This is a genomic window from Methyloversatilis universalis FAM5 (assembly GCF_000214035.2).
Lineage (GTDB): Bacteria > Pseudomonadota > Gammaproteobacteria > Burkholderiales > Rhodocyclaceae > Methyloversatilis > Methyloversatilis universalis.
The window spans coordinates 122,249-147,127 of the sequence record NZ_AFHG01000053.1; the positions used below are offsets into that span (position 1 = coordinate 122,249).

Annotated in this window: 18 protein-coding genes and 1 tRNA gene; 10 read left to right on the plus strand and 9 right to left on the minus strand. The window is 68.6% G+C overall.

Annotated elements, in window-relative coordinates; all coding sequences use genetic code 11:
• The first annotated feature begins 10 nt into the window (after positions 1-10).
• Together METUNV1_RS14615 and METUNV1_RS14620 are read left to right on the plus strand one after the other, a co-directional pair.
• On the plus strand, positions 11-5,176 hold the full coding sequence (locus METUNV1_RS14615; RefSeq protein WP_008063106.1) for a tetratricopeptide repeat protein: 5,166 nt from the start codon (positions 11-13) through the stop codon (positions 5,174-5,176).
• Positions 5,173-6,018 carry a class I SAM-dependent methyltransferase gene (locus METUNV1_RS14620; RefSeq protein ID WP_008063108.1) on the plus strand — a complete coding sequence of 282 codons (846 nt, stop codon included), beginning with the start codon at positions 5,173-5,175 and terminating at the stop codon, positions 6,016-6,018. Before METUNV1_RS14615 ends, METUNV1_RS14620 begins: the two co-directional genes overlap by 4 nt.
• On the opposite strand, the gene METUNV1_RS14625 is transcribed toward METUNV1_RS14620, so the two are convergent.
• Positions 5,984-6,937 carry a class I SAM-dependent methyltransferase gene (locus tag METUNV1_RS14625; protein ID WP_139026376.1) on the minus strand — a complete coding sequence of 318 codons (954 nt, stop codon included), beginning with the start codon at positions 6,935-6,937 and terminating at the stop codon, positions 5,984-5,986. The two genes, METUNV1_RS14620 and METUNV1_RS14625, sit on opposite strands and share 35 nt — an antisense overlap.
• Positions 6,938-7,130: 193 nt before the next feature.
• On the opposite strand from METUNV1_RS14625, the gene METUNV1_RS14630 reads away from it, so the two are divergent.
• Positions 7,131-7,985 (plus strand): class I SAM-dependent methyltransferase, encoded by an 855-nt coding sequence (locus METUNV1_RS14630; protein ID WP_008063111.1) that lies wholly within the window; start codon positions 7,131-7,133, stop codon positions 7,983-7,985.
• A gap of 6 nt (positions 7,986-7,991) precedes the next feature.
• Here the strand turns inward: METUNV1_RS14630 and METUNV1_RS14635 are convergent, their stop codons facing one another.
• From METUNV1_RS14635 to METUNV1_RS14650, 4 genes are read right to left on the minus strand one after another with little or no spacing between them, the layout of a single operon-like run.
• Positions 7,992-8,666: a methyltransferase domain-containing protein gene (locus METUNV1_RS14635; RefSeq protein WP_008063113.1), complete on the minus strand. Its 675-nt coding sequence runs from the start codon at positions 8,664-8,666 to the stop codon at positions 7,992-7,994.
• A gap of 11 nt (positions 8,667-8,677) precedes the next feature.
• On the minus strand, positions 8,678-9,754 hold the full coding sequence (locus METUNV1_RS14640; RefSeq protein ID WP_008063114.1) for a class I SAM-dependent methyltransferase: 1,077 nt from the start codon (positions 9,752-9,754) through the stop codon (positions 8,678-8,680).
• Between the two features lie 52 nt (positions 9,755-9,806).
• Positions 9,807-10,706, minus strand: coding sequence for a WcbI family polysaccharide biosynthesis putative acetyltransferase (locus METUNV1_RS14645; protein WP_008063115.1), 900 nt, complete (start codon positions 10,704-10,706; stop codon positions 9,807-9,809).
• The gene (locus METUNV1_RS14650; RefSeq protein ID WP_008063116.1) at positions 10,703-11,746 is read right to left on the minus strand and encodes a GSCFA domain-containing protein; all 1,044 of its coding nucleotides are present in this window, start codon (positions 11,744-11,746) and stop codon (positions 10,703-10,705) included. Before METUNV1_RS14650 ends, METUNV1_RS14645 begins: the two co-directional genes overlap by 4 nt.
• Before the next feature lie 273 nt (positions 11,747-12,019).
• Between METUNV1_RS14650 and METUNV1_RS14655 the strand changes: the two genes are divergently transcribed.
• From METUNV1_RS14655 to METUNV1_RS14675, 5 genes are all read left to right on the plus strand, one after another.
• A complete protein-coding gene (locus tag METUNV1_RS14655; RefSeq protein WP_043360027.1) occupies positions 12,020-13,588 on the plus strand; it encodes an HAL/PAL/TAL family ammonia-lyase in 1,569 nt (522 codons plus the stop codon).
• Positions 13,585-14,802, plus strand: a complete 1,218-nt coding sequence (locus tag METUNV1_RS14660) for an AMP-binding protein (protein WP_008063118.1) — start codon at positions 13,585-13,587, stop codon at positions 14,800-14,802. The genes METUNV1_RS14655 and METUNV1_RS14660 overlap by 4 nt, the downstream gene beginning before the upstream one ends.
• Before the next feature lie 194 nt (positions 14,803-14,996).
• Positions 14,997-15,389 carry a hypothetical protein gene (locus METUNV1_RS14665; RefSeq protein WP_008063119.1) on the plus strand — a complete coding sequence of 131 codons (393 nt, stop codon included), beginning with the start codon at positions 14,997-14,999 and terminating at the stop codon, positions 15,387-15,389.
• 12 nt (positions 15,390-15,401) lie between these two features.
• The gene (locus METUNV1_RS14670) at positions 15,402-16,715 is read left to right on the plus strand and encodes a sensor domain-containing diguanylate cyclase (protein ID WP_008063120.1); all 1,314 of its coding nucleotides are present in this window, start codon (positions 15,402-15,404) and stop codon (positions 16,713-16,715) included.
• Positions 16,712-18,499: a putative bifunctional diguanylate cyclase/phosphodiesterase gene (locus tag METUNV1_RS14675; RefSeq protein WP_008063121.1), complete on the plus strand. Its 1,788-nt coding sequence runs from the start codon at positions 16,712-16,714 to the stop codon at positions 18,497-18,499. The genes METUNV1_RS14670 and METUNV1_RS14675 overlap by 4 nt, the downstream gene beginning before the upstream one ends.
• A 66-nt stretch (positions 18,500-18,565) precedes the next feature.
• On the opposite strand, the gene METUNV1_RS14680 is transcribed toward METUNV1_RS14675, so the two are convergent.
• Positions 18,566-18,642: transfer RNA gene (locus METUNV1_RS14680), tRNA-Arg, on the minus strand.
• Between the two features lie 171 nt (positions 18,643-18,813).
• Between METUNV1_RS14680 and METUNV1_RS14685 the strand changes: the two genes are divergently transcribed.
• A complete protein-coding gene (locus METUNV1_RS14685; protein ID WP_008063122.1) occupies positions 18,814-19,335 on the plus strand; it encodes a c-type cytochrome in 522 nt (173 codons plus the stop codon).
• A gap of 72 nt (positions 19,336-19,407) precedes the next feature.
• Here METUNV1_RS14685 and METUNV1_RS14690 read toward each other — a convergent pair whose 3' ends face one another.
• Positions 19,408-21,417, minus strand: a complete 2,010-nt coding sequence (locus METUNV1_RS14690) for a UvrD-helicase domain-containing protein (RefSeq protein WP_008063128.1) — start codon at positions 21,415-21,417, stop codon at positions 19,408-19,410.
• Between the two features lie 136 nt (positions 21,418-21,553).
• Between METUNV1_RS14690 and METUNV1_RS14695 the strand changes: the two genes are divergently transcribed.
• Positions 21,554-23,881, plus strand: coding sequence for a Tex family protein (locus METUNV1_RS14695; RefSeq protein ID WP_008063129.1), 2,328 nt, complete (start codon positions 21,554-21,556; stop codon positions 23,879-23,881).
• Positions 23,882-23,934: 53 nt separating this feature from the next.
• Here METUNV1_RS14695 and METUNV1_RS14700 read toward each other — a convergent pair whose 3' ends face one another.
• Together METUNV1_RS14700 and METUNV1_RS14705 are read right to left on the minus strand one after the other, a co-directional pair.
• Positions 23,935-24,156, minus strand: coding sequence for a hypothetical protein (locus METUNV1_RS14700; protein WP_008063130.1), 222 nt, complete (start codon positions 24,154-24,156; stop codon positions 23,935-23,937).
• 2 nt (positions 24,157-24,158) lie between these two features.
• Entirely contained in the window at positions 24,159-24,842 is a 684-nt protein-coding gene (locus METUNV1_RS14705; RefSeq protein ID WP_043359986.1) for a DUF4197 domain-containing protein, read from the minus strand.
• Positions 24,843-24,879: the final 37 nt, after the last annotated feature.

The following is a 24,879-nucleotide window of genomic DNA, read 5'->3' on the forward strand; positions in this document are numbered from 1 at the left end:
GACACGGTCCGTGATCCCGACCGAACTGATCGCGCAGGCCTGGCAGCATTTCGCTGCCGGCAACAAGGGCCTGGCCCTGCACTGTGCGCGGCAGGCGCTCATCGACGGCGCCGGGCCGTCGGCCGCCGCCGCACTCGGCTACTTCCTGATCGACGCCGGTCAGCTCGACGCCGCGGCCGAGGTGCTGGGTCCGGCGCTGTGCCATGCGCCTCATCACGCGCCGCTGCACTGGTACGCCGGGCTGCTGCACCAGCGGCGCGGCGAAAGCGCGCAGGCGATCGCTGCGCTGCGCCGCGCCTGCCAGCTGGACGAACGCCTCGATGAAGCGGCAACGGCACTGGCCTGGCTGCTGCAGGACGCCGGTGAGCTGACCGAGGCCCTGCACTGGGCAGCAAAGGCGCTGCAGGCGTCGCGTCAGCCGCCGCGTCTGCTGCAGTCCGGCTGGCTGCTGCAGCGGCTCGGCCATCTGGCGGACGCCGTCGACCTGTACGAAGAAGCCGTGGCCGGCTTTCCCTTCGACGCGCCGGAACAGCGCACGCTGCACCTCCACCTCGCGCAGTGCCACGCGGCGCTGCATCGTCCGGACCTGGCCACGCGGGCGCTGCAGCGGGGGCTTGAGCGCCGGCCCTTCGATCCGGAGCTGATCACCGAACAGGTCCTGCACGCCTGGTCACAGGGCCACCGCATTCAGGCCATCGGACTGGCTCGCGCCCAGACCGAGGCACACCCCGAACGCCCGGATGCCTGGTATCTGCTCGGCGTCCTGCAGCACCGTTCGGGCGATCTCGACGCGGCGGACCACTGTTTCGGCCAGGTCCAGCAGCGCGATCCGACGAACGCCGAAGCGCTGCTGCGTCGCGCGCAGATCCAGTCCGGCCGGGGGCACGCCGACGCGGCGCTCTGGCTGGCCGATCTGGTCCTGCTGCAGCAGCCGGACAACTTGCCGGCGCGGGCGCTGAAAGTGCAGGCGCTGCTCGACCTGAAGCGGACGGCGGAGGCCCGCCGCCTGCTCCTGCCCCTGCTGCGCACGACACCGGGCGAGAGCGAGCTCTGGCGTCTGCTGGCCGCAGTGCGCGCCCAGCGCGGCCGCATCACCCTCGCACGGCGCGCGCTCGGCAGCGCGCTGCGCCGTGACCCGGACAACGTCGCCGCGCTGCGCACCCTGGGCTGGCTGGCGCGCGAACAGGGCGATCTGCCCGCGGCGGTGCAGGCGATCCAGCGCGTCCTCGAACGGCTGCCCGACGATGCGGCGGCGCAGATTCAGGCCGCTTTCGTGTTCGCCGCCGCGAACGATCTGCCTCGCGCCGCCGAGCTCGCGCAGACCGCGCTGGCCCGCGATCCGCAACAGGTCGATGCCTGGCGCGCACTGGCCGAAGTACGGCTGGGGCAGCGCCGGCTGAGCGAAGCCGAAACCGCCATCGAAACCGCGCTCCAGCTCGCACCGGAGCGCAGCGACAGCCTGCGCCAGCTGGGCTGGATACGGCTCGCCGACCGCCGGCCGGGGCAGGCCCAGCTCACCTTCCTCCGGTTATGCGAGCTGACGCCGGACTCACCGCTGCCCTGGCTGGAACTGGCCGAAGCGCATCTGCGCTCAGGCGATTTCGAGCGAGGCGTGGCTGCGGTCGACACGGTGCTCGAGCGGCAGCCGGCCCATGCCGCCGCGCTGCGCATGAAGGCCCGCTTGCTCACCGAAGGCAGCGCCGGCTGGCCGGACGGCGCAGGCCGCGCGCTGTCGCTGTGCCATCGGCTGTCGGGCGCGGAGGCCGCAGCCATCCTGACCCGGCTGGTCGGGCTGGGTACGCCGGGTGCGCGGGCCGCCCTCCGGCAGATCGCACCCACGCCACGGCAGGCGGCGCTGCGCGAGGCGATCGGCCTGGCGGTCGCACGCCACGGCCATGCAGACCTTGAGCGTCTGGCCGTCGCCGCGGTCGATGAATGTCCGCTCGATCCGTGGCTGGCGAGTGCGGCCCTCTATGTGGCCACGCTGTCCGACGGCACCTCGCCGAAGGATCTCGCGCGCGCCGCTCGCGAGGTCTGCCGGGCGCTGAAGCTGCGGGCGGGACTGAATGAGCTCCCGCGACTGCAACGGCCGCGCCCGCACGGCGCGCGCATGCGCATCGGGTACATCGCCGGGCAGCCGCACCACAGCCTGCTGCGCCGGGTGCTGGCCGCGCACGACCCCGACCGTGCGGAAGTGTTCCTGTTCAGCCGTCAGCCCCTGCCAGGCCTGCCGGACCACATCCACTGCGAGAACCTGGACACGCGCACCCTGGCCCAGGCCTGTGCGGCCAACCGCATCGACGTCGTGATCGATACCGGCGGCCTGCATCCGTTCGAAGGCCAGTACGACCTGCTTGAAGCCTATGCACGCCGGCTGGCGCCGCTGCAGGTCGGGTGGCTGGGATGCCCGGTCACCGCAGGCGGACTGTTCGACGCGCTGCTGACCGACGCCTGCGCGATACCGGCCGAGCACGAAGCCTTACATGAAGAGGCCCTGTGGCGGCTGGACGGCGGTCAGTGGTGCTGGGATCCGCCAGTGCATGCCCCGGCGCCCGTCCCACCGCCCTCGCTGCACCAGGGCTTCGTCAGCTTCGGCGTCACCGCGCGCGGGCTGCGTCTGGGCCGCGGCTGCCTCGACATGTTTGCCCGGGTGCTCGCTGACACACCGCGGTCACGCCTCCGCTTCATCGGCGAAGTGGCGGACGACTGGCCTCAGCGCGCCCACATCCTCGCCGTGCTCGGTGAGCACGGCATCGCCCCGGCACGGGTCGAGTTCGACCCGCCGCGCAGTTACAGCGCCCTGCTGGACTGGCTGCAGCAGATCGATCTGGTGCTCGACAGCTTCCCCGGCAACGGCGGCCTGAGCCTGCTCGACCCGCTGTGGATGGGCGTGCCGGTCATCAGCCGCGCGGGCCACTGGCCCGGCACCCGTCAGGGGCTGTCGGTGCTCGCTGCGCTCGGTCTCGACGCCTGGGTCGCGGACAGCGCGGACGGGTTCGTCGCCATCGCCACCCGGCTGGCGGGCGATGTCGATGCGCGCCGCCGGCATCGCGAGGCGCTGCGTGCCCGCATGTCGGCGTCGCCGCTGCTTGACGGACGCCGCGTGGCGCGCCAGATCGAACAGGCCTGCGGACGCTTCCTCGACGCCCAGCCCGCCGATGCGTACGCCGACGACCCCAAAGCGCAGGTGCGCGCCCGCGCGCGCCGGGCGCTGAATGCCTGGCTGGGCAGGGCCGCCGTCATCGAACTGCCTGAGCTTGCGGCCGACGCGACGCCGGATCTGTCGGTGATCGTGGTGCTGTACGGACAGGCCGGCCTGTCGCGCACGACGCTGCAGGCGCTGGCCGACCAGCGCGGCGCCGCCTTCGAAACCATCGTGGTGGACAACGCGTCGGACGACGAAACCGGGGCGCTGCTGCAGCGTGTCCGCGGCGCCCGCATCGTGCACAACCGCGAAAACACCGGCTTCCTGCGCGCCGCCAATCAGGCCGCGATGCTGGCGCGCGGCCGTCATCTGGTGTTCCTGAACAGCGACGCCATCGTGCAGCCGGGCGCACTGGCTGCCACCGTCGCGCACCTCGACGCCGAGCCGGCCACCGGCGTGCTCGGCGGCCGCATCGTGCTGACCGCGGGCGGCCTGCAGGAAGCCGGCAACGTGATCTTCCGCGACGGTTCGACGCTGGGCATCGGCCGCGGTGAAGACCCCTTCTGCCCCGCAGCAATGGCCCGCCGGGCGACCGACTACGTGTCCGGCGTGTTCATGGCGGTGCGCGCCCCGCTGTGGCGCATGCTGGGCGGATTCGACGAGCGCTACGCGCCGGCCTACTACGAGGACACGGATTTCTGCCTGCGCGTCTGGCAGGCCGGCTTCCGCGTGGTGGTTGACCCGGCCGTGCTGGTCGAGCATCTGGAATGGGGCAGCGCCGCCGGCGACGAGGCGCCGCGGCAGATGCGCGAGAACCGGCAGCGATTCCTGGCACGTCACAGCGACTGGCTGCAGCACCAGCCTGCGCCGGCGCCGCAGCCCCTGGACGGAGACCGCTGGCGTTCGCCGGAAGACCATCCGCGTCGCCCGCGCGTGCTCATCATCGACAACGAAGTGCCGCACATGGTGAAGGGCGGCGGCCTGCCGCGCGCCCGCCTGATGCTGCACGCGCTGCGTGACTGGCCGGTCACCCTGTTCCCGCTGTGGTTCGCCGACGACGACTGGCGGGACGTATACGCATCACTGCCACCGGGCACTGAAGTCATGCTGGGCTGGGGCATGTCGCGGCTCGAAGCCTTCCTTGAACAGCGGCGCGGCGTCTATGACGTGCTGATGGTGAGCCGGCCGCCCAATCTGAAAGCGCTGGCCCCGCTGCGGCAGCGCCGCCCCGAACTGTTCGCCGGCATGCGTCTGGTCTACGACGCCGAAGCCCTGTTCGCACTGCGCGAAATTCCGGAAGCGGCGGTCAAGGGCCGGCCGATGACGCGCGCGGCCGCACAGGCCCATCTGGCCGCCGAGATCGGACTCGCGCGCGGCGCCGACGACGTGCTGGTGGTGTCCGACCGCGACGCCCACCTGTTCCGCACGGCCGGCCACCGGGTGCATGTCGTGAGCCACGCCATCGCACCCCGGCGCACGGCCCCCGGACCGCAGCCGCGCAGCGGCCTGCTGTTCGTCGGCGCACTGCACCCGGACACGCCGAACGAGGACGGGCTGGTCTGGTTCGTCACCGAGGTCATGCCCCGGCTGCACGCGCTGCTGCCGCAGCCGCCGGTGCTTTCGGTCGTCGGCATCAACCGGTCGAGCCGCGTGAGCGCGCTGGCCAGCGACACGGTTCACGTGCTCGGCCCCGCCGACAGCCTGGAGCCGCTGTATGACCGCGCACGGGTATTCGTTGCGCCGGTGCGCTTCGCCGGCGGCGTGCCGGCCAAGGTGATCGAAGCCGCCGCCCACGGCGTGCCGGTGGTGGCGTCCGCGGTGCTGGTGCGGCAACTGGGCTGGACCGACGGCATCGACATCCAGTCCGCGCGCGACGCCGACGCCTTTGCGCGGCGCGTCGCCCTTCTGTTCCGTGATGACCAGCTATGGGCGCGACAGCAGCGGGCTGCGTGGGAACAGTGCGCCGCGCGCTACGACCCGGAACGCTTCGGCCAGATCCTGCGCGACGCGCTGTCCGAGGTGTCGCGATGAACGCCCCCCATCCACTGGAAGAGCCGACGCTGCGGCGCTTTCGCAACCTGATGAAGCACGGCCTGACCGACGCCGCGCGCCAGACCCTGCTCGACGCGCTGGCCCGGGAGCCCAATCTGCCCGCCGTACACGTGGCGCTGGCGCGACTGCGCTGGCCCGGTCCGGACTATCTGGACTGGCTGGCCTGGTTCCACACGCATCTGTCGCCGCGCCTCTATCTGGAAATCGGCGTCGAAAAGGGCACATCGCTGGCACTGACCCTGCCCTCGACCCGCGTGGTCGGCGTAGACCCGGCACCACTTGGCGATCCGCTGCAGCACTGCCGCGGCGACGCCCGCCTGTACTGCCAGACCAGTGCTGCCTTCTTCGCCGACGTACCGACGGACAGCGGGCTGGTGCCCGGCGGTTTCGACCTCGCCTTCATCGACGGTGACCACCGCTTCGAAACGGTGCTCGACGACTTCGTAGCCGCCGAACGTCACGCCGCCCCAGGTGCAGTGGTGCTGCTGCACGACACGCTGCCACTCAACGCGCTCACGGCCGCGCGCGAGCGCCGGACCGGGTTCTACACCGGCGACGGGTGGAAGATCGTGCCCTGCCTGCGCGCCCTGCGCCCGGACCTCCGGATCATGACCCTGCCGACCGCACCGACCGGGCTGACCGTGATCACCGGCTTCGGCCCGGAGAGCGCGGTGCTGCGCGAGCGTCTGCCGGACATCCTGCAGACCTATGAGGCGCTGCCGCCGGATCAGGCGGTGGCCGCTCCGCAGGCGGTCTTCGCACTCGGACAGAACGATCCGCGCTGGGTCACGGCGTGGCTGCTGCAGGCACGCGGGCGATGACGCAGGCGAGATCCCACTGCAGGCGTCCGCCGCGGAACAGGTCGTCCTCGGCGCGCAGCAGCGCGTGCAGCCAGGGTTCGGCGTCGGCGGTCATGAAGTTCTGCGCGATCGCCGCGAGCACCACGCGCAGCAGTGCGCCGCCATAGGGACGGCGTTCGAGCACCTCGAAGTGGCGCTCGAGCAGCGGCAGCACTTCGGAAGAACGTACCGCTTCGGTCGGGTCCACCGCCACGACCTCGTCCACCGACGGTCGCCAGAGATTGCCGCGCAGCTGCCCGTCACGCGTCGTGCGCAGGCGGTGCGGCGATGCGTCGAGCAGCTGGTTCATGAAGCGCAGTTGCGACTCCTCGCACTGGAAGCGATCAGGACCGACGTACTCGTCGAGGTAGAACCAGCCGCCGGGCACCAGCAGCGTTGCCACGCTGGCATACAGATGCTCGAGCGCGGAACAGTGATGCACGCTGGAAATGCCCAGCACGGCATCGAAGCTGCCCGCCTCGAATCCGTCCTGCCCCACCGGCAGCCTGTTCATGTCGGCCTGCAGGTAACGGATGGGCGCACACGCGGCGCGCGCCTTCCCTTGCGCCACTTCGAGCACCTTTGACGACAGATCGATGGCGACGATTTCGTCCGCCCAACCGGATGCGGCTACCCGCCGCTCGTCCCTGCCCTCGCCACAGCCGAGGAAAAGGACCCGCCGCAGCGGCAGGGGCTGGTGGCGGCCCACGAAGCGGAAGAACCACTCCAGCGGTTCGACCGAGGCGTCACCGCTCACCTGCGCGTGCAGACGCGCCTTGACCGCCGGAAGATGGGTCCATTGCAGGCCGTGCTCGACCCAGGCGGCCGGATCGCCCCAGGCGGTATCGAGGCGGCCGGCAAGTTCATGGTCGATGTCGGGAGAGCGCGCGCTGTACAACACGGATACGGGGCTTCTGTACGGGTGAAAGGCCGGCGCGGACCGGCATGCAATAATGCGCCGGCGGCGCGACTGGCCGGCCAGCCGCGAGTTTGACACAGCGGCGTGAGACACAGCCCCGTGACACACCCGCCCGACGTGGCTGCATGAGCGGCGGCACGTCGCAGCCGGTTCCACCCACATCAGACATCACGCGATGAAGCCGTCCCCCGAGACCGTCCCCGAGCTGTTTCCATCCGGGCACTTCTACTCGCCCTATCCGGACCCGCAGGAGGTCCGGCGCAACGAGGCGCGCCTGTTCGGCACGGTACCGCGCGAACTGCCCGGCATAGACATGCGGGAGGCGGCGCAGCGTGCGCTGCTGGAGCGGTTCGCACTGCTGTACTCGACCATCCCGTTTGGCGACGCGCCCAGGCCCGGCCTGCGCTACCACTTCATGAACCCGGCCTACGGCCACTCGGACGCCATCATGCTGCACTGCATGCTGCGCACGCTGGCGCCGCGCCGGCTGATCGAGGTCGGGTCCGGCTACTCGTCCTGCGTGACGCTCGACACCAACCAGTACTTCCTGGGCCGCACGCTGCACACCACCTTCATCGACCCCTATCCCCAGCTGCTGCAGACGCTGATCCGCCCGGAGGATGAGGCCGGCTCGACGATCATCGCCCGGCCGCTGCAGGAGGTCGATGTCGACGTATTCCGGCAGCTGGAAGAGAACGATGTGCTGTTCGTCGACTCGACCCACGTCGGCAAGGTGGGCAGCGACGTGAACCGCCTGCTGTTCGAAATCTTTCCGGCCCTGGCCCCGGGTGTGGTGATCCACCTGCACGACATCTTCTATCCCTTCGAATATCCGAAGGAATGGATCTACGAAGGTCGCGCCTGGAACGAGGCCTACATGATCCGCGCCTTCCTGCAGGACAACGCCCGGTACCAGATCCTGCTGATGAACACCTTCATGTCGCATTTCTTCCGCGACTTCTTCGAAACCCGGATGCCGCTGTGCCTGCGCAACACCGGGGGCAGCCTGTGGCTGCGCAAGGTGGCCTGAGCGGCCCTACGGCTGCGGTCCGACGCGGCCGCTGAGCGCCTGCAGACGGATGCGGTCCTCGGTGTCCGCCTGCGGATTCAGGAGGCCCTCGACGCCGTATCGGCGGCCGTTCATGTAGCGCTCGATGCCATCCAGCATGCGCCGGGGATGAAGCGCCGCGTACGCGGCGTCCTTGACGAACACGGCGACGAAGTCGTTCCAGATGTCGAGATGCTGATAGGTGGTGAAGGACTCCAGCAGCGCCGGCCGGAAGCCCGAGCGCACGCCCCAGCGCACCAGCGCGTCACCCGCGTCCGGATAGAAGCGCCAGCAATCAACCGGATAGCGGTGGAAGGCGCCGTTCGACGGCGCGTTCAGGTAGAACAGGCCGCCGGGTCTGAGCACGCGCAGGATTTCGTTGAACGTGAGCCAGAACATGTCCACGTGTTCGAAACACGAACTGCTCACCACCGCGTCCGCCACGCCGTCCTCGAACGGCAGCTGATAGGGGTCGTCCAGCACCCGATCGACGCCGCGACCTTGCGCGAAATCCAGCCCCACATAGCGCGCGCCGGTCGGCGCCGCCTGCCGCAGCGAGCCGTTGATGTCCTGCGAACCGATGTCGAGTATCAGCGCCGGTGCGCTCGCATCGAGATAGGTGGTGAAGAAACGGCGGCCGTTGTCCATCGCGGTCGGATGCATGGGCGCTCCCTTCAGTCGGCGCGTCGCCTGAGCAGTACGAGATCCTGCATGCAGGCGGTGGCCGGGAGGATGTCGAGCACGTCGAACCAGCGTGCCCACCGGCTCATGATGTAGTCCGGCGAATGCATGACGTTGCGGTAGTACTCGGCGTCGTCGAGCACCGCCTGCAGCTGGTTGTTCACACCCACGTCAAGAATGCCGCGTCGATGTGCTTCGAGATTCAGTTCGGGCGGGGTGCCGTAGAAGGCCATCTGCGTCAGCCCCTGCACCGACAGCAGCAGCAGGGCGTCCGGACGCGTGATGCGTCGCAGCTCTTCCAGCCAGGCGTCCTGCACCGGTTCGTCGAGATGAGTGAGCACCGACAGCCCGATCACCAGATCGAATGCCCCGTCGGCAAAAGGTGTGGGCGGCATCAGGTCGATGTGGACGAAGCGGGCGCCGGGCAGCGTCCGGGCGCAGGCGGCCACGTTGTCGGCATCGATGTCGATGCCGGTCACCGCAGGCGAAAGCTGCGACAGATAGCGACTCAGCCTGCCCGCACCGCAGCCCCAGTCGAGGATGGATTCGAACGAAGCGAGCGGACGGTCGAAGCGCTCCGGCAGCAGTTGCTCGACATGCTTGGCGATGGTGGCGCCGCCCAGACGGAATGCCTGCAGATTGCCGGCGCCGATGACGCGCTCGATCTGCTCGGGCGAGGGCATGGCGGGTTCGCGCGCGGGGTCGGCCAGATACCAGGCCGTCCGATAGGACAGACGGTGCTCGCCGAACGGGCCGGTCACGTTCAGACGGATGAAGCCGTCGGCGAACAGCTCCGGCCGGCCGGCCCGAAGATGCCGGCAGAAGAAGCGCGAGGTCGATGCGTGCGGGATGTGGGCAAACGGCGTCAGCAGGTCTGTCGATGCCCGTGCGCGGTCGACCTGATCGAAGTCGGCACCGTTGATCAGGAAGCGCAGCTGCGCCGGGTCATCCCAGATCGACAGCGCCCAGCCGGATACCGTGATGTCGTCGTCGGTCACGACAATGCTGTCCGGCATCCATCCCAGATGCCGGGCGGCGGCGATCTGGATATCGGCGTGATAGATGTTCATGCTCTATGCATCCTGTAATCGGAAGAGGCGTGTGGCGCGCAGCGGGCGCCCATCACGGGCGGACGTGCTCGCGCAGGAAGCGCATCGCACGTTCGACAGGCGGCGCGAACCAGTCGGCATTTTCGAGCTGATGCGCGGCATAGCAGGCGTAGCTGCTTTCGATCAGTTCCGCCCATGGAATCACCCGCTCTCCAAGAACCAGCTGCAGCGCGCCGCCCGGCGTCACGGCCTCCTGCTCGCCGAACGGGTAACCGGGCAGGCCCGGATAGACCGGCCACTGCAGGGAGCACTGCATCAGCCAGTCCTCCGGCGGCGGCACGTCCCGGGGTTCGATATTCACCCGTGCCAGCATCTGCTTCGCCAGTTCGAACAGGGCGGCCACGGCCGGATGATTCGGCGTGTGCATGAAGGTGCGGCCGGCAGCAAGGATGGGGCGGGCGTCAAAACCCAGGTGCGAAAAACTGTCCACCAGGGCGTGTCCGTGCTGCACGAAATCGCTGACATAGCCCAGGCCGGCATAGACGAAACGATTGAACAGTGCCGGCACCCGCTCGGCGGGCAGCCCGCTGAGGTAGGCGCCGGCAATGATGGCCGAATGACAGAGGGAGGCCACCGTCTCGATGTAGCGACCATTGCACCTGAGCACGCAGCAGTCCGGCTGAAAGCCGCCAAACACGACAGTGGGCACCGCGATCATCGACTGCGGACGCACCTGTGAAAGGGCGTGCCGCAGGGCCTGCTGGGGCTCGGCACTGACCACCGCATACTCCGGCTGATGCGCGAACAGCACATCGACCTCGTTCGCCAGCGCGGTCACGGCCATCAGCGTCGCTTCGCCGCCGCCGTCCAGCGGCTCGATCGTGATCAGTTCGAACAGATGGTCGGGGGCGAGCACTTCGAGACAGTCGCGCAGGCCACGCGACTGGCAGTTGCCGACGATGCCGAACCTCATGGCGCAGCCAGCAGCTCTTCGTCGCACCACACCGCGTACCACTGGTCACGCTCCGACCGGGTGGTCTGTGCAGGCGGCGTATCCAGCACGGACGTCTCGCCGGGCGAATCCGCGGTCAGGTAGAGCCGGGTGAAGTACTCCACCACGTCGTGCACGCCCTCGGGGGTGATGTGTCGCATGTCCGGCTGGAAGTAGCGCCCGGCGGTGTGGTGACCGGCGGCACATTCGTAGGAAGGAAAGTAACTCGCGCGGGCGTCGCCGCGGACCGCCATGTCCGCCACCACGCGCAATGCCGCCTTGGTGTAGCTGTTGGACACCAGCACATGGCGCGGCTCGTAGGTCGCCGCGATCGATACCGGCGACACGCTCAGCACCAGCTTGACCGATGGGTTCAGCAGACGCAGGCGATGCACGAAGCATTGCAGGTCATCCACCATTTCCGGCACCGAAAAATTGTGGAAATGGCAGGTTGCGCCGTCCTCCGGCTCGCCATGCACGCCGGGCGCCAGCGGGAATACGGCGCCATCCGCGTCGGACACCCAGGCTTCGGTCATGCCCAGCGTAAACACGAATACATCGCACTGTTCGAACATGCGCCGCACAGCGGCCAGATGCGACACGCGGTCAGCCAGCAAGGCCTCCCTCGTGGCGAAGCCTGCCGGCTCGACATTGGGCCGGAATGGGTCGACCCACACCTCGCCCCAGCGCCAGGCCTCATCCTTCGGCTCGAACAGTCCGTAGGCGCGTTCGAACAGCTGCCGCAGCTGGCGCACCGTATAGACATTGCCGAAGCGCGCCGGATAGACGCCGAACAGCCGCTCTTCAGGGCCGGTTTCGGTCACCAGATAGCGGAAGCCGCGGGTGGGCAGCAGGCGGGCCAGATGCTGGGCAAAACAGCTGCCCGCCGAAACGACCTTGTCCTCGGGGTGAATCACGAACCCATCGGTCACCGCGGGCACCGAATTCATGTCGAAGCCGCCCGCGCCGACGGTACGCGACCAGAACGCGGAATCGGGCAGAGCGGAGTAGGGATGCGGCATGAGACGGATGGATCGGTATCGGTTGAAGGCGCAGGATGCGGCCGGACCGGATGGATGCGCCCGTACAGCACCCGCCGGCCGCAGATGATAGCGCCCCGGATGCGCCAGGTGCGCAGACAGCCCGCCACCGGACGCGGCGCTTTGCCCGCTGAAGCGCCGGGCAAGGCACTATTCCGGCACGGCTTGAAACCGGCGCGCCGGCCGCTTGTCTTCGCTTGCGCCGGATCGCGTCCGCCGCGCATCCCTCTCCTTCGCTCACGCATGCACCTGAACATGAACCTGACTGACGCCACACCGGATACCGGGCGCGTACTTTTCGACGGCCAGCCGCTGGACCTGGAGGCGGTGGCCGCCATCGCGTCCGGACGGCGGCGCATCCGGCTGTCGGACGCGGAGGCCTTCCGCCACCGCATCAACGCCGGCGCGCAGGCCGTGTGGCGCCTGCTCGCCGAAGAGGGCGTGATCTACGGCGTGACCACCGGCTACGGCGATTCCTGCACCGTGGCGATACCGCCGGAACTGGTGGCCGAACTGCCGCACCGCCTCTACACCTATCACGGCGTGGGCATGGGACGCCTGCTCGATGCGGACGAAACGCGCGCGGTGCTGGCGGCACGCCTGGCGTCGCTCTGCCAGGGAATGTCCGGCGTGCGCTACGCGCTGCTGGAACAGATCGCGGCGCTGATCGACCATGACATCCTGCCCTGCATTCCGGCGGAAGGATCGGTCGGCGCCAGCGGCGACCTGACCCCGCTCTCCTACGTCGCCGCAGCGCTGTGCGGCGAACGCGACGTGATCTGGCGGGGGCGCCGCATGGCGGCCGCCGACGCGCTGCGGGCGGTCGGACGCGCACCGCTCGCACTGCAGCCCAAGGAAGGGCTGGCGGTCATGAACGGCACCGCGGTCATGACCGGACTCGCCTGCCTGGCCTGGCAGCGCGCCCGGCGCTGCAGCCTGATCGCGAGCCGCATCACTGCGCTGAACGTGTTCGCAACCGCGGGCAACCCTCACCACTTCGAGGCGCAGCTGTTCGACGCCAAGCCACACCCGGGTCCGCGCGCGGTAGCGCGACGACTGCGCCGCGACCTCGCGTGCGAGGACAGCACGGCCCGCAATCCGGCCCGGCTGCAGGACCGCTATTCGCTGCGCTGTGCACCGCACGTGATCGGCGTACTGGAGGACGCGCTGCCCTTCACCCGCACCCTGATCGAGAACGAGCTGAACAGCGCCAACGACAATCCGCTTATCGACCCGGATTCGGGCCGGGTACTGCACGGCGGCCATTTCTACGGCGGTCACGTCGCCTTCGCGATGGACGGACTGAAGACCGCGGTAGCGAACGTGCTTGACCTGCTGGACAGGCAACTCGCGCTGCTGGTCGACAGCCGCTACAGCCATGGACTGCCGGACAACCTGAGCGCCGCAGACGGTCCCCGCGCCGCGGTCAATCACGGCCTGAAGGCGCTGCAGATCGCGGTGTCGGCATGGACCGCCGAGGCGCTGAAGGGCACGCTGCCCGCCTCGGTGTTCTCGCGCTCGACCGAATGCCACAACCAGGACAAGGTGAGCATGGGGACGATCGCCGCCCGCGATTGCCAGCGGGTGCTGGATCTGGGCGATCAGGTGCTGGCCGCCATGCTGATCGCCGCGCGGCAGGCGGTCACCCTGCGCCTGCGCCTTGCGCCCGGCACGCTGCCGCCCGGGCTGGCGGACAGCCAGGCGTGGCTGGAAGCGCACATTCCGCTGGTCGAGGAAGATCGCGCACTGGACCAGGATCTGGCCGGTCTGGTGCGGGCGCTGCGCGACGACGCGGTGCCCGGCGCATCGGAGTCCGGCCGATGAACGCGCCCTGGCATGCATGCGGCGCCGCGCTGCGCCGGGTGCTGAACGACCTGGTGCTCGACGAGGTCGGCCGCCTGAGGCCGGGCGCCACGCCGCTGCCTCCGCCGCTCTGGCCGGACGACACCGCACTCGGTGCGCACGGCCTCGGTCTCGATTCGCTCGAACGCTATACCGTGGCCGCGGCGATCGCGGAAATGCTCGATCTTCACGCATCGACCGTGCTCGACGACCTGCCTGCGGCAGAGCAGTTCGGCCAGTGGTGCGCACTGGCCGGCCGGGGCCTGGCGGAGGCCGGCACCCATCTGACCTTCCGCACCTCCGGCAGCACCGGATCGCCCAAGCGCTGCCGCCACGCACTCGCCGCGCTGGAAACCGAGGCGGACGGCCTCGCCGCCTGCATCGGCCCGCGCCGGCGGGTGCTGGTCGCGGTGCCGGTGCATCACATCTACGGTTTCATCTTCGGCGTGCTGCTGCCGCCCCGGCTGGGCGCGGACGCCGTGCTGGACGTGAGGCGGCGGCCACCGCAGGCACTGCAGGCGCAGCTCGAACCCGGCGACCTGCTGGTCAGTCATCCGGCCCACTGGGCGCTGGTGGACCGCTTCTGCAGCGCGTTGCCGGCCGATGTGGTCGGCGTCACGTCCACCGCCCCCTGCCCGGACCCGCTGGCCGACGCACTGGTCGAGCGTGGCCTGAGCCGGCTGCTGCAGATCTACGGCAGTTCGGAAACCGCAGGCGTGGGCTGGCGTGACCGCGCAGGTGCGTCCTACACGCTGATGCCCCACTGGCAGCGGACCGACGGCGCAGCGCCACCGGTGCGGGCCGCGGCCGAAGGCGACGTGCAGCCGGCGGACCTTCAGGACGTGCTCGAGTGGCTGCCGGACGGGCGTTTCACCGTGTGCGGCCGGCGCGACGAGGCAGTACAGGTGGGCGGCGTGAATGTGTTTCCGGGCCGGGTGCGGACGGTCATCCTGGCGCATCCCGGGGTAGAGGACTGCGCCGTCCGCCGCATGGCGGCGTCGGAAGGCGAGCGGCTCAAGGCCTTCGTCGTGCCCCGGACGGGCGTCGACACCGCTGCACTGCTGCCCGCGCTCGAAGCCTGGACAAAGGAACGCCTGTCCGCACCCGAATGTCCACGCGCATGGTCATTCGGGCCGCAGCTGCCGACCGACGACCGGGGCAAGCTGCGCGACTGGCCGATCTTTCCGCCGGCGTAAGGGCGCAACGTCAGAAATCCTTTCGCGCACCGGCGCAGCGCTGCACCTGTACTGCAAGGCGGTCCGGTGCAGACGGCTCAAGTTGAACGCGGCCTGTCCGATAACGGAACGTCCCTCCGGTTTACCGACCGCTCAGGTCCCGACCCGCAACGTCGCGAGGCGGGACAGCCCTGGATAGCGAATCAAGGAGCACCATGAACACGGAACAGACCGTCGCATTCTCCGAAGCCCGGATGCTTGAATTTCTGGAAAGCGCCAGTGATGAAGACCTGGACAGGCTCGATTTCGGCGTGATCGGCATCGATGCCGGCACGAACGTCAAACGCTACAACCGCTTTGAATCGGCCGCAGCAGGGCTGTCGAAAGACCGGGTGATCGGTTACGCGCTGTTCACCGTGGTCGCCCCCTGCATGAACAACTTCATGGTCGCGCAGCGCTTCGAGGACGCCCAGGAGCAGGGCAGCGCACTCGACGACACCATCGACTACGTGCTCACGCTCCGCATGCGGCCGGTCAAGGTGAAGCTCAGACTGCTCGCCGCCCCCGACCGCGCCCTGCGCTATGTGCTGGTTCAACGGCAGACCTGAAGCGGAGCATCAATGAGCGCACCGGTAGAAGAGGAATACGAAGCGCTGCTGCAGTTCATGTACATGGCCCCGATCGGCCTGGTACAGACCCTTGCAGACGGAGAGATCACGATGGTCAATCCGCTCTGCGCGCAATTGCTGATGCCGCTGTCCCCGGACGGTCAGCTGTCCAATCTTTTTGTCGCGCTCGAAGCCGTCATGCCGGATCTGCGCCAGCGGGTGCAGGACTTTCCCGACGGCCACGGCACGGTCTGCGATGCGCTGCAGGTGCCGATCGCGAGCGGGCACGCCGGCCGCAGACAGAGCCAGGTGCTGTCGCTGACCCTGCTCAAGCTCGATGCGGAACGCCTGATGGCGGTGATTTCGGACGTCACCCAGTCGGTGCGCCGGGATCGCGAGCTGCGCCAGAGCCAGGCCTGGATCAACACGCTGGCCATCGGTCTTACCGACTACGCGCTGGTGTCGCTCGACCCGCGTGGCTGCATCCAGGACTGGAACCCGAGCATCGAACGCATCACCGGCTTTTCTGCCGAGCAGGTATCGGGCCGCAGCCTGTCGATGTTCTATCCGGGAGACGCGATCTCCGAACAGCGGGTACTGGACCGGCTGCACGAGGCGGACCGTACCGGCTGGAGCCTGGACGAAGGCTGGTGCATGCGCGCCGACGGCAGCCGCTACTGGGGCAGCTGCCTGATTGCGCCGCTGCACGACCGCGACGAATGCAGCACACAGGACGAGCACGCCTACAGCCTCATCATCCGCGACGTGTCGGACCGGCGCGAAGCGGCTGAAGCGCTGCTGAAGGCCGTGTCCTGCGATCACCTGACCGGGCTGTACAACCGGCGCGCCTTCTTCGAGGCGGCCGAACTGGAAATGCAGCGCTGGGCACGCTTCCCGCGACCGATGTCGCTGGTGATGATCGACGCCGACCACTTCAAGCGCATCAACGACCAGTACGGCCATGCCGCTGGCGATGCGGTGCTGCGCCATCTGGCCGCCGGCATGAGCGCCACCTTCCGTGCGATGGACGTGCTCGCGCGTCTCGGCGGCGAGGAATTCGTCGTGCTGCTGCCGGACACCACGCTGGAGGGCGCGGAGGCAGTCGCCCGACGCTTCTGCCAGCTGATCGCCGGCCAGTCGGTGGAGGTCGGCGACCAGGCCATCCGGTACACGGTCAGCGCCGGCATCGCGACGATGGACGAGGACGTGGCGAACATCGACGCGCTGATGCAGCGTGCGGATGAGGCGCTCTACGCCGCCAAGGCCGGCGGTCGCAACCGGGTCGAGCGCTGGCAGCCCGAATCCCATCCGGCGATCGCACGATGAGCAACGAAACCGACCAGGACAGTCTTCAGGCGCCGGCCTACGAGGCGCTGATCCAGTTCCTGTATCAGGCGCCGATCGGCCTGCTGCAGATACGGCCGGACGGAACGGTCACCATGCTCAATCCGCGCTCCGCGCAGCTGCTGATGCCGCTCGCGCAGCAGGGCAATCTGGACAATCTGTTCGAGGTGCTGAGCGAAGTGGCACCGGACCTGCGCTCGCTGGCCGACGCGGCGGTCGATCCGGGATCGCTCGTATGCGAAGGGCTGCGCATCCCGGTGCTCGCGCCCACCGGCAGCCGCCGGGTGCTCGGCCTCAGCCTGCTGCGGCTGGACACCCACACCATGATGGGCTGCGTCAACGACGTGACCCATGAAGTCGAGCTGGAACAGCAGCGGCTCGCCTCCCGCATGCGCGACGCGTCGCGCACCGACAGCCTGACCATGATGCCCAACCGTTCGGCGGTGCTGGAACGTATACAGCAGGCGCTCGCGCGGTCGGAGAACAACGCGCTGCACAACTTCGCGGTGCTGTTCATCAACTGCGACCGCTTCAGCCGGGTCAATCTGACGCTCGGACAGCAGGGCGGCGACCGGCTGCTGCGCATGGTGGCCGAGCGCCTGAACGGCACCGTACGCCAGCGCGACGCGGTGGGCGCGGTGCAGGAGCCGCTGAACACCACCGCGCGTCTGGGCGGTGACGAATTCGTCGTGCTGCTCGACGGACTGCGGGCCAGCGAGGACGTGCATGGCATCGCGCAGCGGCTGATCGACACGCTGTCGCGGCCCTATCTGATCGAAGGCGTCGATGTACACATTTCCGCCAGCGTCGGCGTGGTCACCCGGGCCCATGCGGCGACCGACGCCAATGCGGTCCTGCAGGACGCCAGCCTCGCGATGCAGGAAGCCAAGCGCTCCGGCGGCGGTCGCCACATGCTGTTCACCCCGTCGATCAAGGACCGCGCAACCCGGCGCGGCGCGCTGGAACTGGAACTGCGGCAGGCGCTGGATCAGCGCGAACTGTTCGTGGTGTATCAGCCCATCGTGGACATCGCGGACGGCCGCATCGCCGGCTTCGAGGCGCTGGTGCGCTGGCAGCATCCGAAGCGGGGCGTGGTATCGCCGGTCGAGTTCGTCGAGATCGCCGAGGAATGCGGGCTGATCGGCCCGCTCGGGGAGTTCGTGCTGGAATCCGCGTGCTGGCAGCTCGCCGCATGGAAGCGGCGCTTCGGCGCCGATGCGCCGAAGATGGTGTCGGTGAACCTGTCGCGTGCCCAACTGCAGGACACAGCCATAGTGCGCCAGGTCAGGCGCGCGCTGAATCTGAGCCGGCTGCCCGCGCGCGCGCTGCAGCTGGAGGTAACCGAAAGCATGGCGGCCCAGGGCGACGACATGCGGGACCGCCTGCTCGAACTGAAGGCGCTGGGCGTGACGCTGGCGCTGGACGACTTCGGCACCGGCTACTCGTCGCTGGCCTGCCTGGGCCAGCTGCCGATCGATGTGGTCAAGATCGACCGCTCCTTCGTGGCCGACGCCGAAAGCAATCTGCACAAGCGGGTACTGATCGAAGCCACCGTGCGGGTCGCGCGCAGCCTCGGCATGAGCACCACCGCGGAAGGCATCGAAACCGAAGGTCAGGCCGCCCTGCTGGCCACGCTGGACTGCAACAAGGGCCAGGGCTATCTGTGGTCGCGCCCGCTGGAGGCCGCGGCTGCCACGCAGTGGCTCGCGGTGCAGCTGAACAGGCCCGCCCTGCCGGACGACGGCCCGATCGCCGCCGCGCGCTGACCGGCGCATCCCGGCAGCCCGGAAATGAAAACGGGCCAGTCCGCGAAGACTGACCCGTTGAATGACTGGCGCGCCCGGCGCGATTCGAACGCACGACCCCTGCCTTCGGAGGGCAGTACTCTATCCAGCTGAGCTACGGGCGCATGGGAGCGCGGTGAAACGCCCCGCAGGGCGCGAAGGATAGCGGCTTTGCGGTCGCGCGTCCATGCGCACCGGCGGCGGGGGCGTCATCAGGGGGTACAGGCCGCGCGGCAGCCGCTATAATGGCGCGTTCTGTTTTTCCAACCCATACAGGTCATTCAGAGGAAAGCACCATGTCGGACGCGCACGAAGAGCACGAAACCCTCATCAAGACGCCGCAGCAGCTGATCGCGGTCGTCGTTCTGTCATTTGTCGTGTTTGTCGGCCTCGGCGTGACCGTGGCCCAGTACGTGTCGTCCGGCTACAAGGGCGCCAGCAACCCGGATCCGGAAACGGTGGCCAAGGCGATCCAGCCGGTGGCGCAGCTGACGCTGGGCGAGCCGGAAACCAAGGGCCCGAAGACCGGCGAACAGATCTACAAGGGCGCCTGTGCCGCCTGTCACGATGCCGGCATGGCCGGTGCGCCGAAGCTGGGCGACGCCGGCGCCTGGGGCAGCCGCATCGCCACCGGCCTGGACGCGCTGGTGCATTCGGCGGTGAATGGCAAGGGCGCGATGCCGGCCAAGGGTGGCAACGCTTCGCTGAGCGAAGAAGAGATCAAGCGCACCGTGGTGTTCATGGCGAACAAGGGCGGCGCGAACTTCCCGGAACCGAAGCTGGAAGCGGAAGCCGCTCCGGCCGAAGCCGCGAAGTAAGCAGCAGGCCGGTTCGTAGCCGGCAGAAAAAAGCCCGCCGATGGCGGGCTTTTTTTCGTCCACGCCCGGCGTTCAGCTGCCGGGCAGCACCTTGCCCGCCAGCCGCGCCTTCATCGCTTCGAGCTGGGCAACCCGGGCAGCCCGGTCTTCGGCAGTGGGCGCGGCGCCATCCTTCTTCGGGCGCTGGATGTCCTCGCCCATTTCCGCGATGAAGCGCGACGGTTCGCAGTCGCGCAGTTCGCGGCCGCTGCGGCGCCGTTCGCAGTGGCTCAGCGTGAGCGTGCGCTGGGCGCGGGTGATGCCGACATACATGAGCCGGCGCTCTTCCTCGATCTTGCCGCCGTCGATCGATTCGCGGTGCGGCAGGATGCCCTCCTCCAGCCCGATCAGATAGACGTGCCTGTATTCCAGCCCCTTTGACGCGTGCAGCGTGGACAGCTGTACCGCGTCGCGCTCCTCGCCGTCGTCGCGCTTGTCCAGCATGGTGATCAGCGCGACGGTCTGGGTGAGCTCGTTCAGCGTCTTGCCATCCTCCTCGCCCTTGCGGCCCATCCAGTCGACGAATTCGCGCACGTTGTTCCAGCGGGTTTCCGCCTCCTTCGGCTCGAACTGTTCGAACAGCCAGGTTTCGTAGCCGATGCCGCGGAGCAGATCTTCGAGCAGCACGCGCGGCGACTCGGTACGGGCGCGCCACTCCAGCCGGTTGATGAATTCGCCGAATTCGCGCAGGGGATTCAGCGCGCGTGCCGGCAGCGCATGCTCGGCGCCGGTTTCGAACATCGCCGCGAACAGCCCGATGTGGCGTTCGCCCGCGTAGCGGCCGAGCGCTTCCAGACTGGTGCCGCCGATGCCGCGCTTGGGCGTGGTGACCGCGCGGATGAAGGCCGGGTCGTCGTCGCCATTGGCGACCAGACGCAGATAGGCCATCACGTCCTTGATTTCGGCACGGTCGAAGAAGCTCTGGCCGCCGCTGATCACGTAGGGAATCTTCTGTTCGCGCAGCGCGGTTTCGATCACCCGCGCCTGATGGTTGCCGCGGTACAGCACCGCGTAGTCGCTGAACTTGCCGCGGTGTTCGAACTTGTGCGAGGCGATGCGCATGGCCACGCTTTCCGCCTCGTGCTCCGCGTCGCGCGCGACGAACAGCGTGATCGGGTCGCCGCGCCCCATGTCCGACCACAGCTTCTTGTCGAACAGCTTTTCGTTGCGCGCGATCAGCGTGTTGGCCGCGGTCAGGATGCGCTGCATCGAACGGTAGTTCTGCTCCAGCTTGATCACGTTCAGCTTCGGATAGTCGCGCTGCAGATTGCGCAGGTTCTCGACGTCGGCGCCGCGCCAGGCGTAGATGGCCTGATCGTCATCGCCCACCGCGGTGAAGGCGCCGCGATGGCCGGCCAGCAGCTTCACGATCTGGTACTGGCAGCTGTTGGTGTCCTGGTACTCGTCGATCAGCAGGTAGCGCAGCCGGCCCTGCCAGCGCTTCAGCAGGTCCTCGTCGGTTGCCAGCAGCCGGGCCGGAATGCCGATCAGATCATCGAAATCGACCGCCTGATAGGCGCGCAGCGTGCGCTCGTATTCCTCGAACACGCGGGCGGCCTGCACGTCCAGTTCGTCGTTCAGCTGCGAGGCCGCCGCGGCCGGCGTAAGCAGCGCGTTCTTCCAGTTCGAGATGCGCGACACCAGCGCGCGCAGCCGCGCCTTTTCGGTTTCCTTCGAAATGTCGGACACGATGCTCATCGCGTCCGAGGCGTCGAGGATGGAAAAGCCCTGCTTGAGCCCGGCCGCTGCCGCTTCGGCGCGCAGCATCTTCACGCCCAGCGAATGGAAGGTCGATATGTTGAGCTGGCGGCCGGCGCGCCCTTCCAGCAGGTGGGACGCGCGCTCCTGCATTTCCTTCGCCGCCTTGTTGGTGAAGGTGATGGCCGCGATATTGCGCGGGTCGAAGCCGCACTCCTGCACCAGATAGGCGATCTTGCGCGTGATCACGCGCGTCTTGCCCGAGCCGGCGCCGGCCAGCACCAGCAGCGGGCCGTCGAGGTATTTCACCGCCTCGCGCTGAGGCGCGTTCATGTCGGACAGCATGGGAAGGACGCGAAGTCGGCGCCGTCCGGACCGGCCGGCGCACGCAGTGATGGACGCGCCAGATTGTACCGGCTTGCGGCATGCGTCCCGCGTGGGTATGGTTCGCGCCTCCCGTAGTCCATCCAGCCTGCTTCACATGCTCCCTCCGATCGAACAGCGGCTCGCCGCCGAACTGGGCGCACGCCCGCAACAGATCAACGCCGCCGTCGCCCTGCTGGACGAGGGCGCCACCGTGCCCTTCATCTCGCGCTACCGCAAGGAAGCCACCGGCGGCCTGGACGACACCCAGCTGCGCCTGCTGGAAGAGCGGCTCGGCTACATGCGCGAACTGGAAGAGCGCCGCGTCGCGGTGATCGCCAGCATCGACGAACAGGGCAAGCTCACGCCGCAGCTGCGCGCCGAGATCGAGAACGCGGACAGCAAGCAGCGGCTGGAAGATCTGTACCTGCCGTACAAGCAGAAGCGCCGCACCAAGGCGCAGATCGCGCGCGAAGCGGGCATCGAGCCGCTGGCCGACGCGCTGCTGGCCGACCCGACGCTTTCTCCGGAAACCGAAGCGGCCAGGTTCCTGAACGCCGAAGCCGGTTTCGCCGACGCCAAGGCGGTACTCGACGGCGCGCGCCAGATCCTGATGGAACGCTTCGCCGAAAGCGCCGAACTGGTCGGCGCGCTGCGCGACTACGTGACCGAACACGGCGTGGTGGTGTCGGTGGTGGCCGAGGGCAAGGACAGCGATGCCGAAGCGGCCAAGTTCCGCGACTACTTCGCCTACCGGGAGAAGCTGGCCGACATTCCGTCGCACCGCGCGCTGGCGCTGTTCCGCGGCCGCAACGAAGAGGCGCTGCGGGTGAAGCTGGCGCTGGACAGCGACCCGGAAGACGGCAGCCGCTCGCCCGAGCCCAACCCGTGCGAACGGCGCATCATGGCGCACGCCGGCATCCGCGATCAGGGCCGGCCGGCCGACCGCTGGCTGGTCGATACCGCGCGCTGGACCTGGAACGTGAAACTGTCGGTGCACATCGAGCTGGACCTGATGGGCGAGCTGCGCAGCCGCGCCGAACTGGAGGCGATCCGCGTGTTCGCCAAGAACCTGAAGGACCTGCTGCTGGCAGCCCCGGCCGGCCCGCGCGCCACCATGGGCCTGGACCCGGGCATCCGCACCGGCGTGAAGGTGGCGGTGGTGGACGCCACCGGCAAGCTGGTGGATACCGCCACCATCTACCCGCACGAGCCGCGCCGCGACTGGGACGGCGCGCTGCACACGCTGGCCGCACTCGCGCAGAAGCACGGCGTGCAGCTGATCGCCATCGGCAACGGCACCGCCAGCCGCGAAACCGACAAGCTGGCCGCCGATCTGATGAAGCTGAAGCCGGAACTGGCGATGACCAAGATCGTGGTGTCGGAAGCCGGTGCTTCGGTGTATTCGGCGTCGGAACTGGCGGCCAAGGAATTCCCGGGGCTGGACGTGAGCCTGCGCGGCGCGGTGTCCATCGCCCGGCGGCTGCAGGACCCGCTGGCCGAACTGGTGAAGATCGACCCCAAGGCCATCGGCGTCGGCCAGTACCAGCACGACGTGAGCCAGACCAAGCTTGCGCGTTCGCTCGACGCGGTGGTCGAGGACTGTGTGAACGCGGTCGGCGTGGACGTGAATACCGCGTCCGCCCCGCTGCTGGCGCGCATCTCGGGCCTGAACACGACGCTGGCGCAGAACATCGTCGCCCACCGCGACGCGCACGGCGCCTTCCCGTCGCGCAAGGCGCTGCTGTCGGTGCCCCGCCTCGGCGACAAGACCTTCGAACAGTGCGCCGGCTTCCTGCGCATCATGAATGGCGACAACCCGCTGGACGCTTCGGCGGTGCACCCGGAAGCCTATCCGGTGGTCGAGCGCATCCTGGCGGATGTGCAGAAAAAGGCGCGCGAACTGATCGGCGACGCCGCCACGGTGAAGAAGCTGTCGGCGCAGAAATACACCGACGAGCGCTTCGGCCTGCCCACGGTGCAGGACATCCTGCGCGAACTGGAAAAGCCGGGCCGCGACCCGCGACCGGAGTTCAGGACCGCCAGCTTCCGCGACGGCGTGGAAGACCTGAAGGATCTGGAGCCGGGCATGCAGCTTGAAGGCGTGGTGACCAATGTCACCAACTTCGGCGCCTTCGTCGACATCGGCGTGCACCAGGACGGCCTGGTCCATGTGTCGGCGCTGTCCAACCGCTTCGTGAAGGATCCGGCCGAAGTGGTGAAGGCCGGCGACATCGTGAAGGTGAAGGTGATCGAGGTGGATCTGGCGCGCAAACGCATCGCGCTGTCGATGCGGCTGAGCGACGAAGCGGTGAAGAAGCCGGCGGGCGGTGGCCGCGACCCGCGGAACGCCCGCCCCGACCCGCGCGCGATGGCGAAAGCCAAGGAAGCGCCGGCCGCCAACAACGCACTGGCCGCGGCGTTCGCGAAAGCCGCGAAGCGCTGACCACTGCGCCAGCGGGCGCACCCGCCCTGGTCAGCGACCGGGCGGGCGCCTGCTCAGCAGCCGCAGAGCGCGCTGCCGCACAGCTTGCTGCGCATGTCCTTCAGGTGCTGGGTCGGCACGTGCTCGACCTCGCCGCGCAGGATGCGCTCGACCTGCACCACCGACACCCCCAGTTCGGACGCCGCGCGCACGGCGTCCCAGCCCTTGCCGGCGATCAGCGCGGCCACGTCCTCGGCGTGCTTGCGCCGGACGATGAGTGCCGGATCGACCGCCATGATCACTTGCCCAGCGCGCCGAACACCTTCTTCGCCAGATCGCCGGCCGCGCCCACCGGGTTCTTGCGGATGGCCTTCTCTTCTTCCGCCACCATCGTGAACAGGCCGTCCAGCGTCTTCTGCGTCACGTAGTTGTCGAGGTCGGCGTCCTCCTTGCTGATCACGCCATACTGCGCCCCCTTGGACGCGAACTTCTCGTAGGTCTTGGCCAGACCCACCTTGTCCATCGCCTTCTGCACGATGGGCTTGAAGCGTTCCTTCAGCTGGGCCGAGGTCTTGCCCTTGAAGTACTCGGTGCCCGAGGTTTCGCCGCCGGTCAGGATCTTCTTGGCGTCCTCGACGCTCATGTCCTTCACCGCGCCCACCAGCAGCTCCTTCGCTTCCGGCACCGCAGCTTCGGCCGCGCGGTTCATCGAGGTGATCAGTTCGTCCGCCTGCTTCTTCATGCCGAAGGTGCGCATCAGCTTTTCCGCCTGACGCAGGCCATCGGGCATCGGAATCTTCACCTTGGGGTTCTTCAGGAATCCGTCCTGCTTGCCGAGCAGGGCAACCGCCTTGGACGCCCCCTGGCTCAGGGCCTCCTTCAGGCCTCCGCCGGCGTCCTTGTCCGACAGGTCGGACAGCGAAATCGCCCACACCTGGGTACACATGACAAGACAGGCCACAAAACCGACAATTGCGCGCATGGTCCAACCTTTCCGCTGTGTGAAGTACGAATCCGGA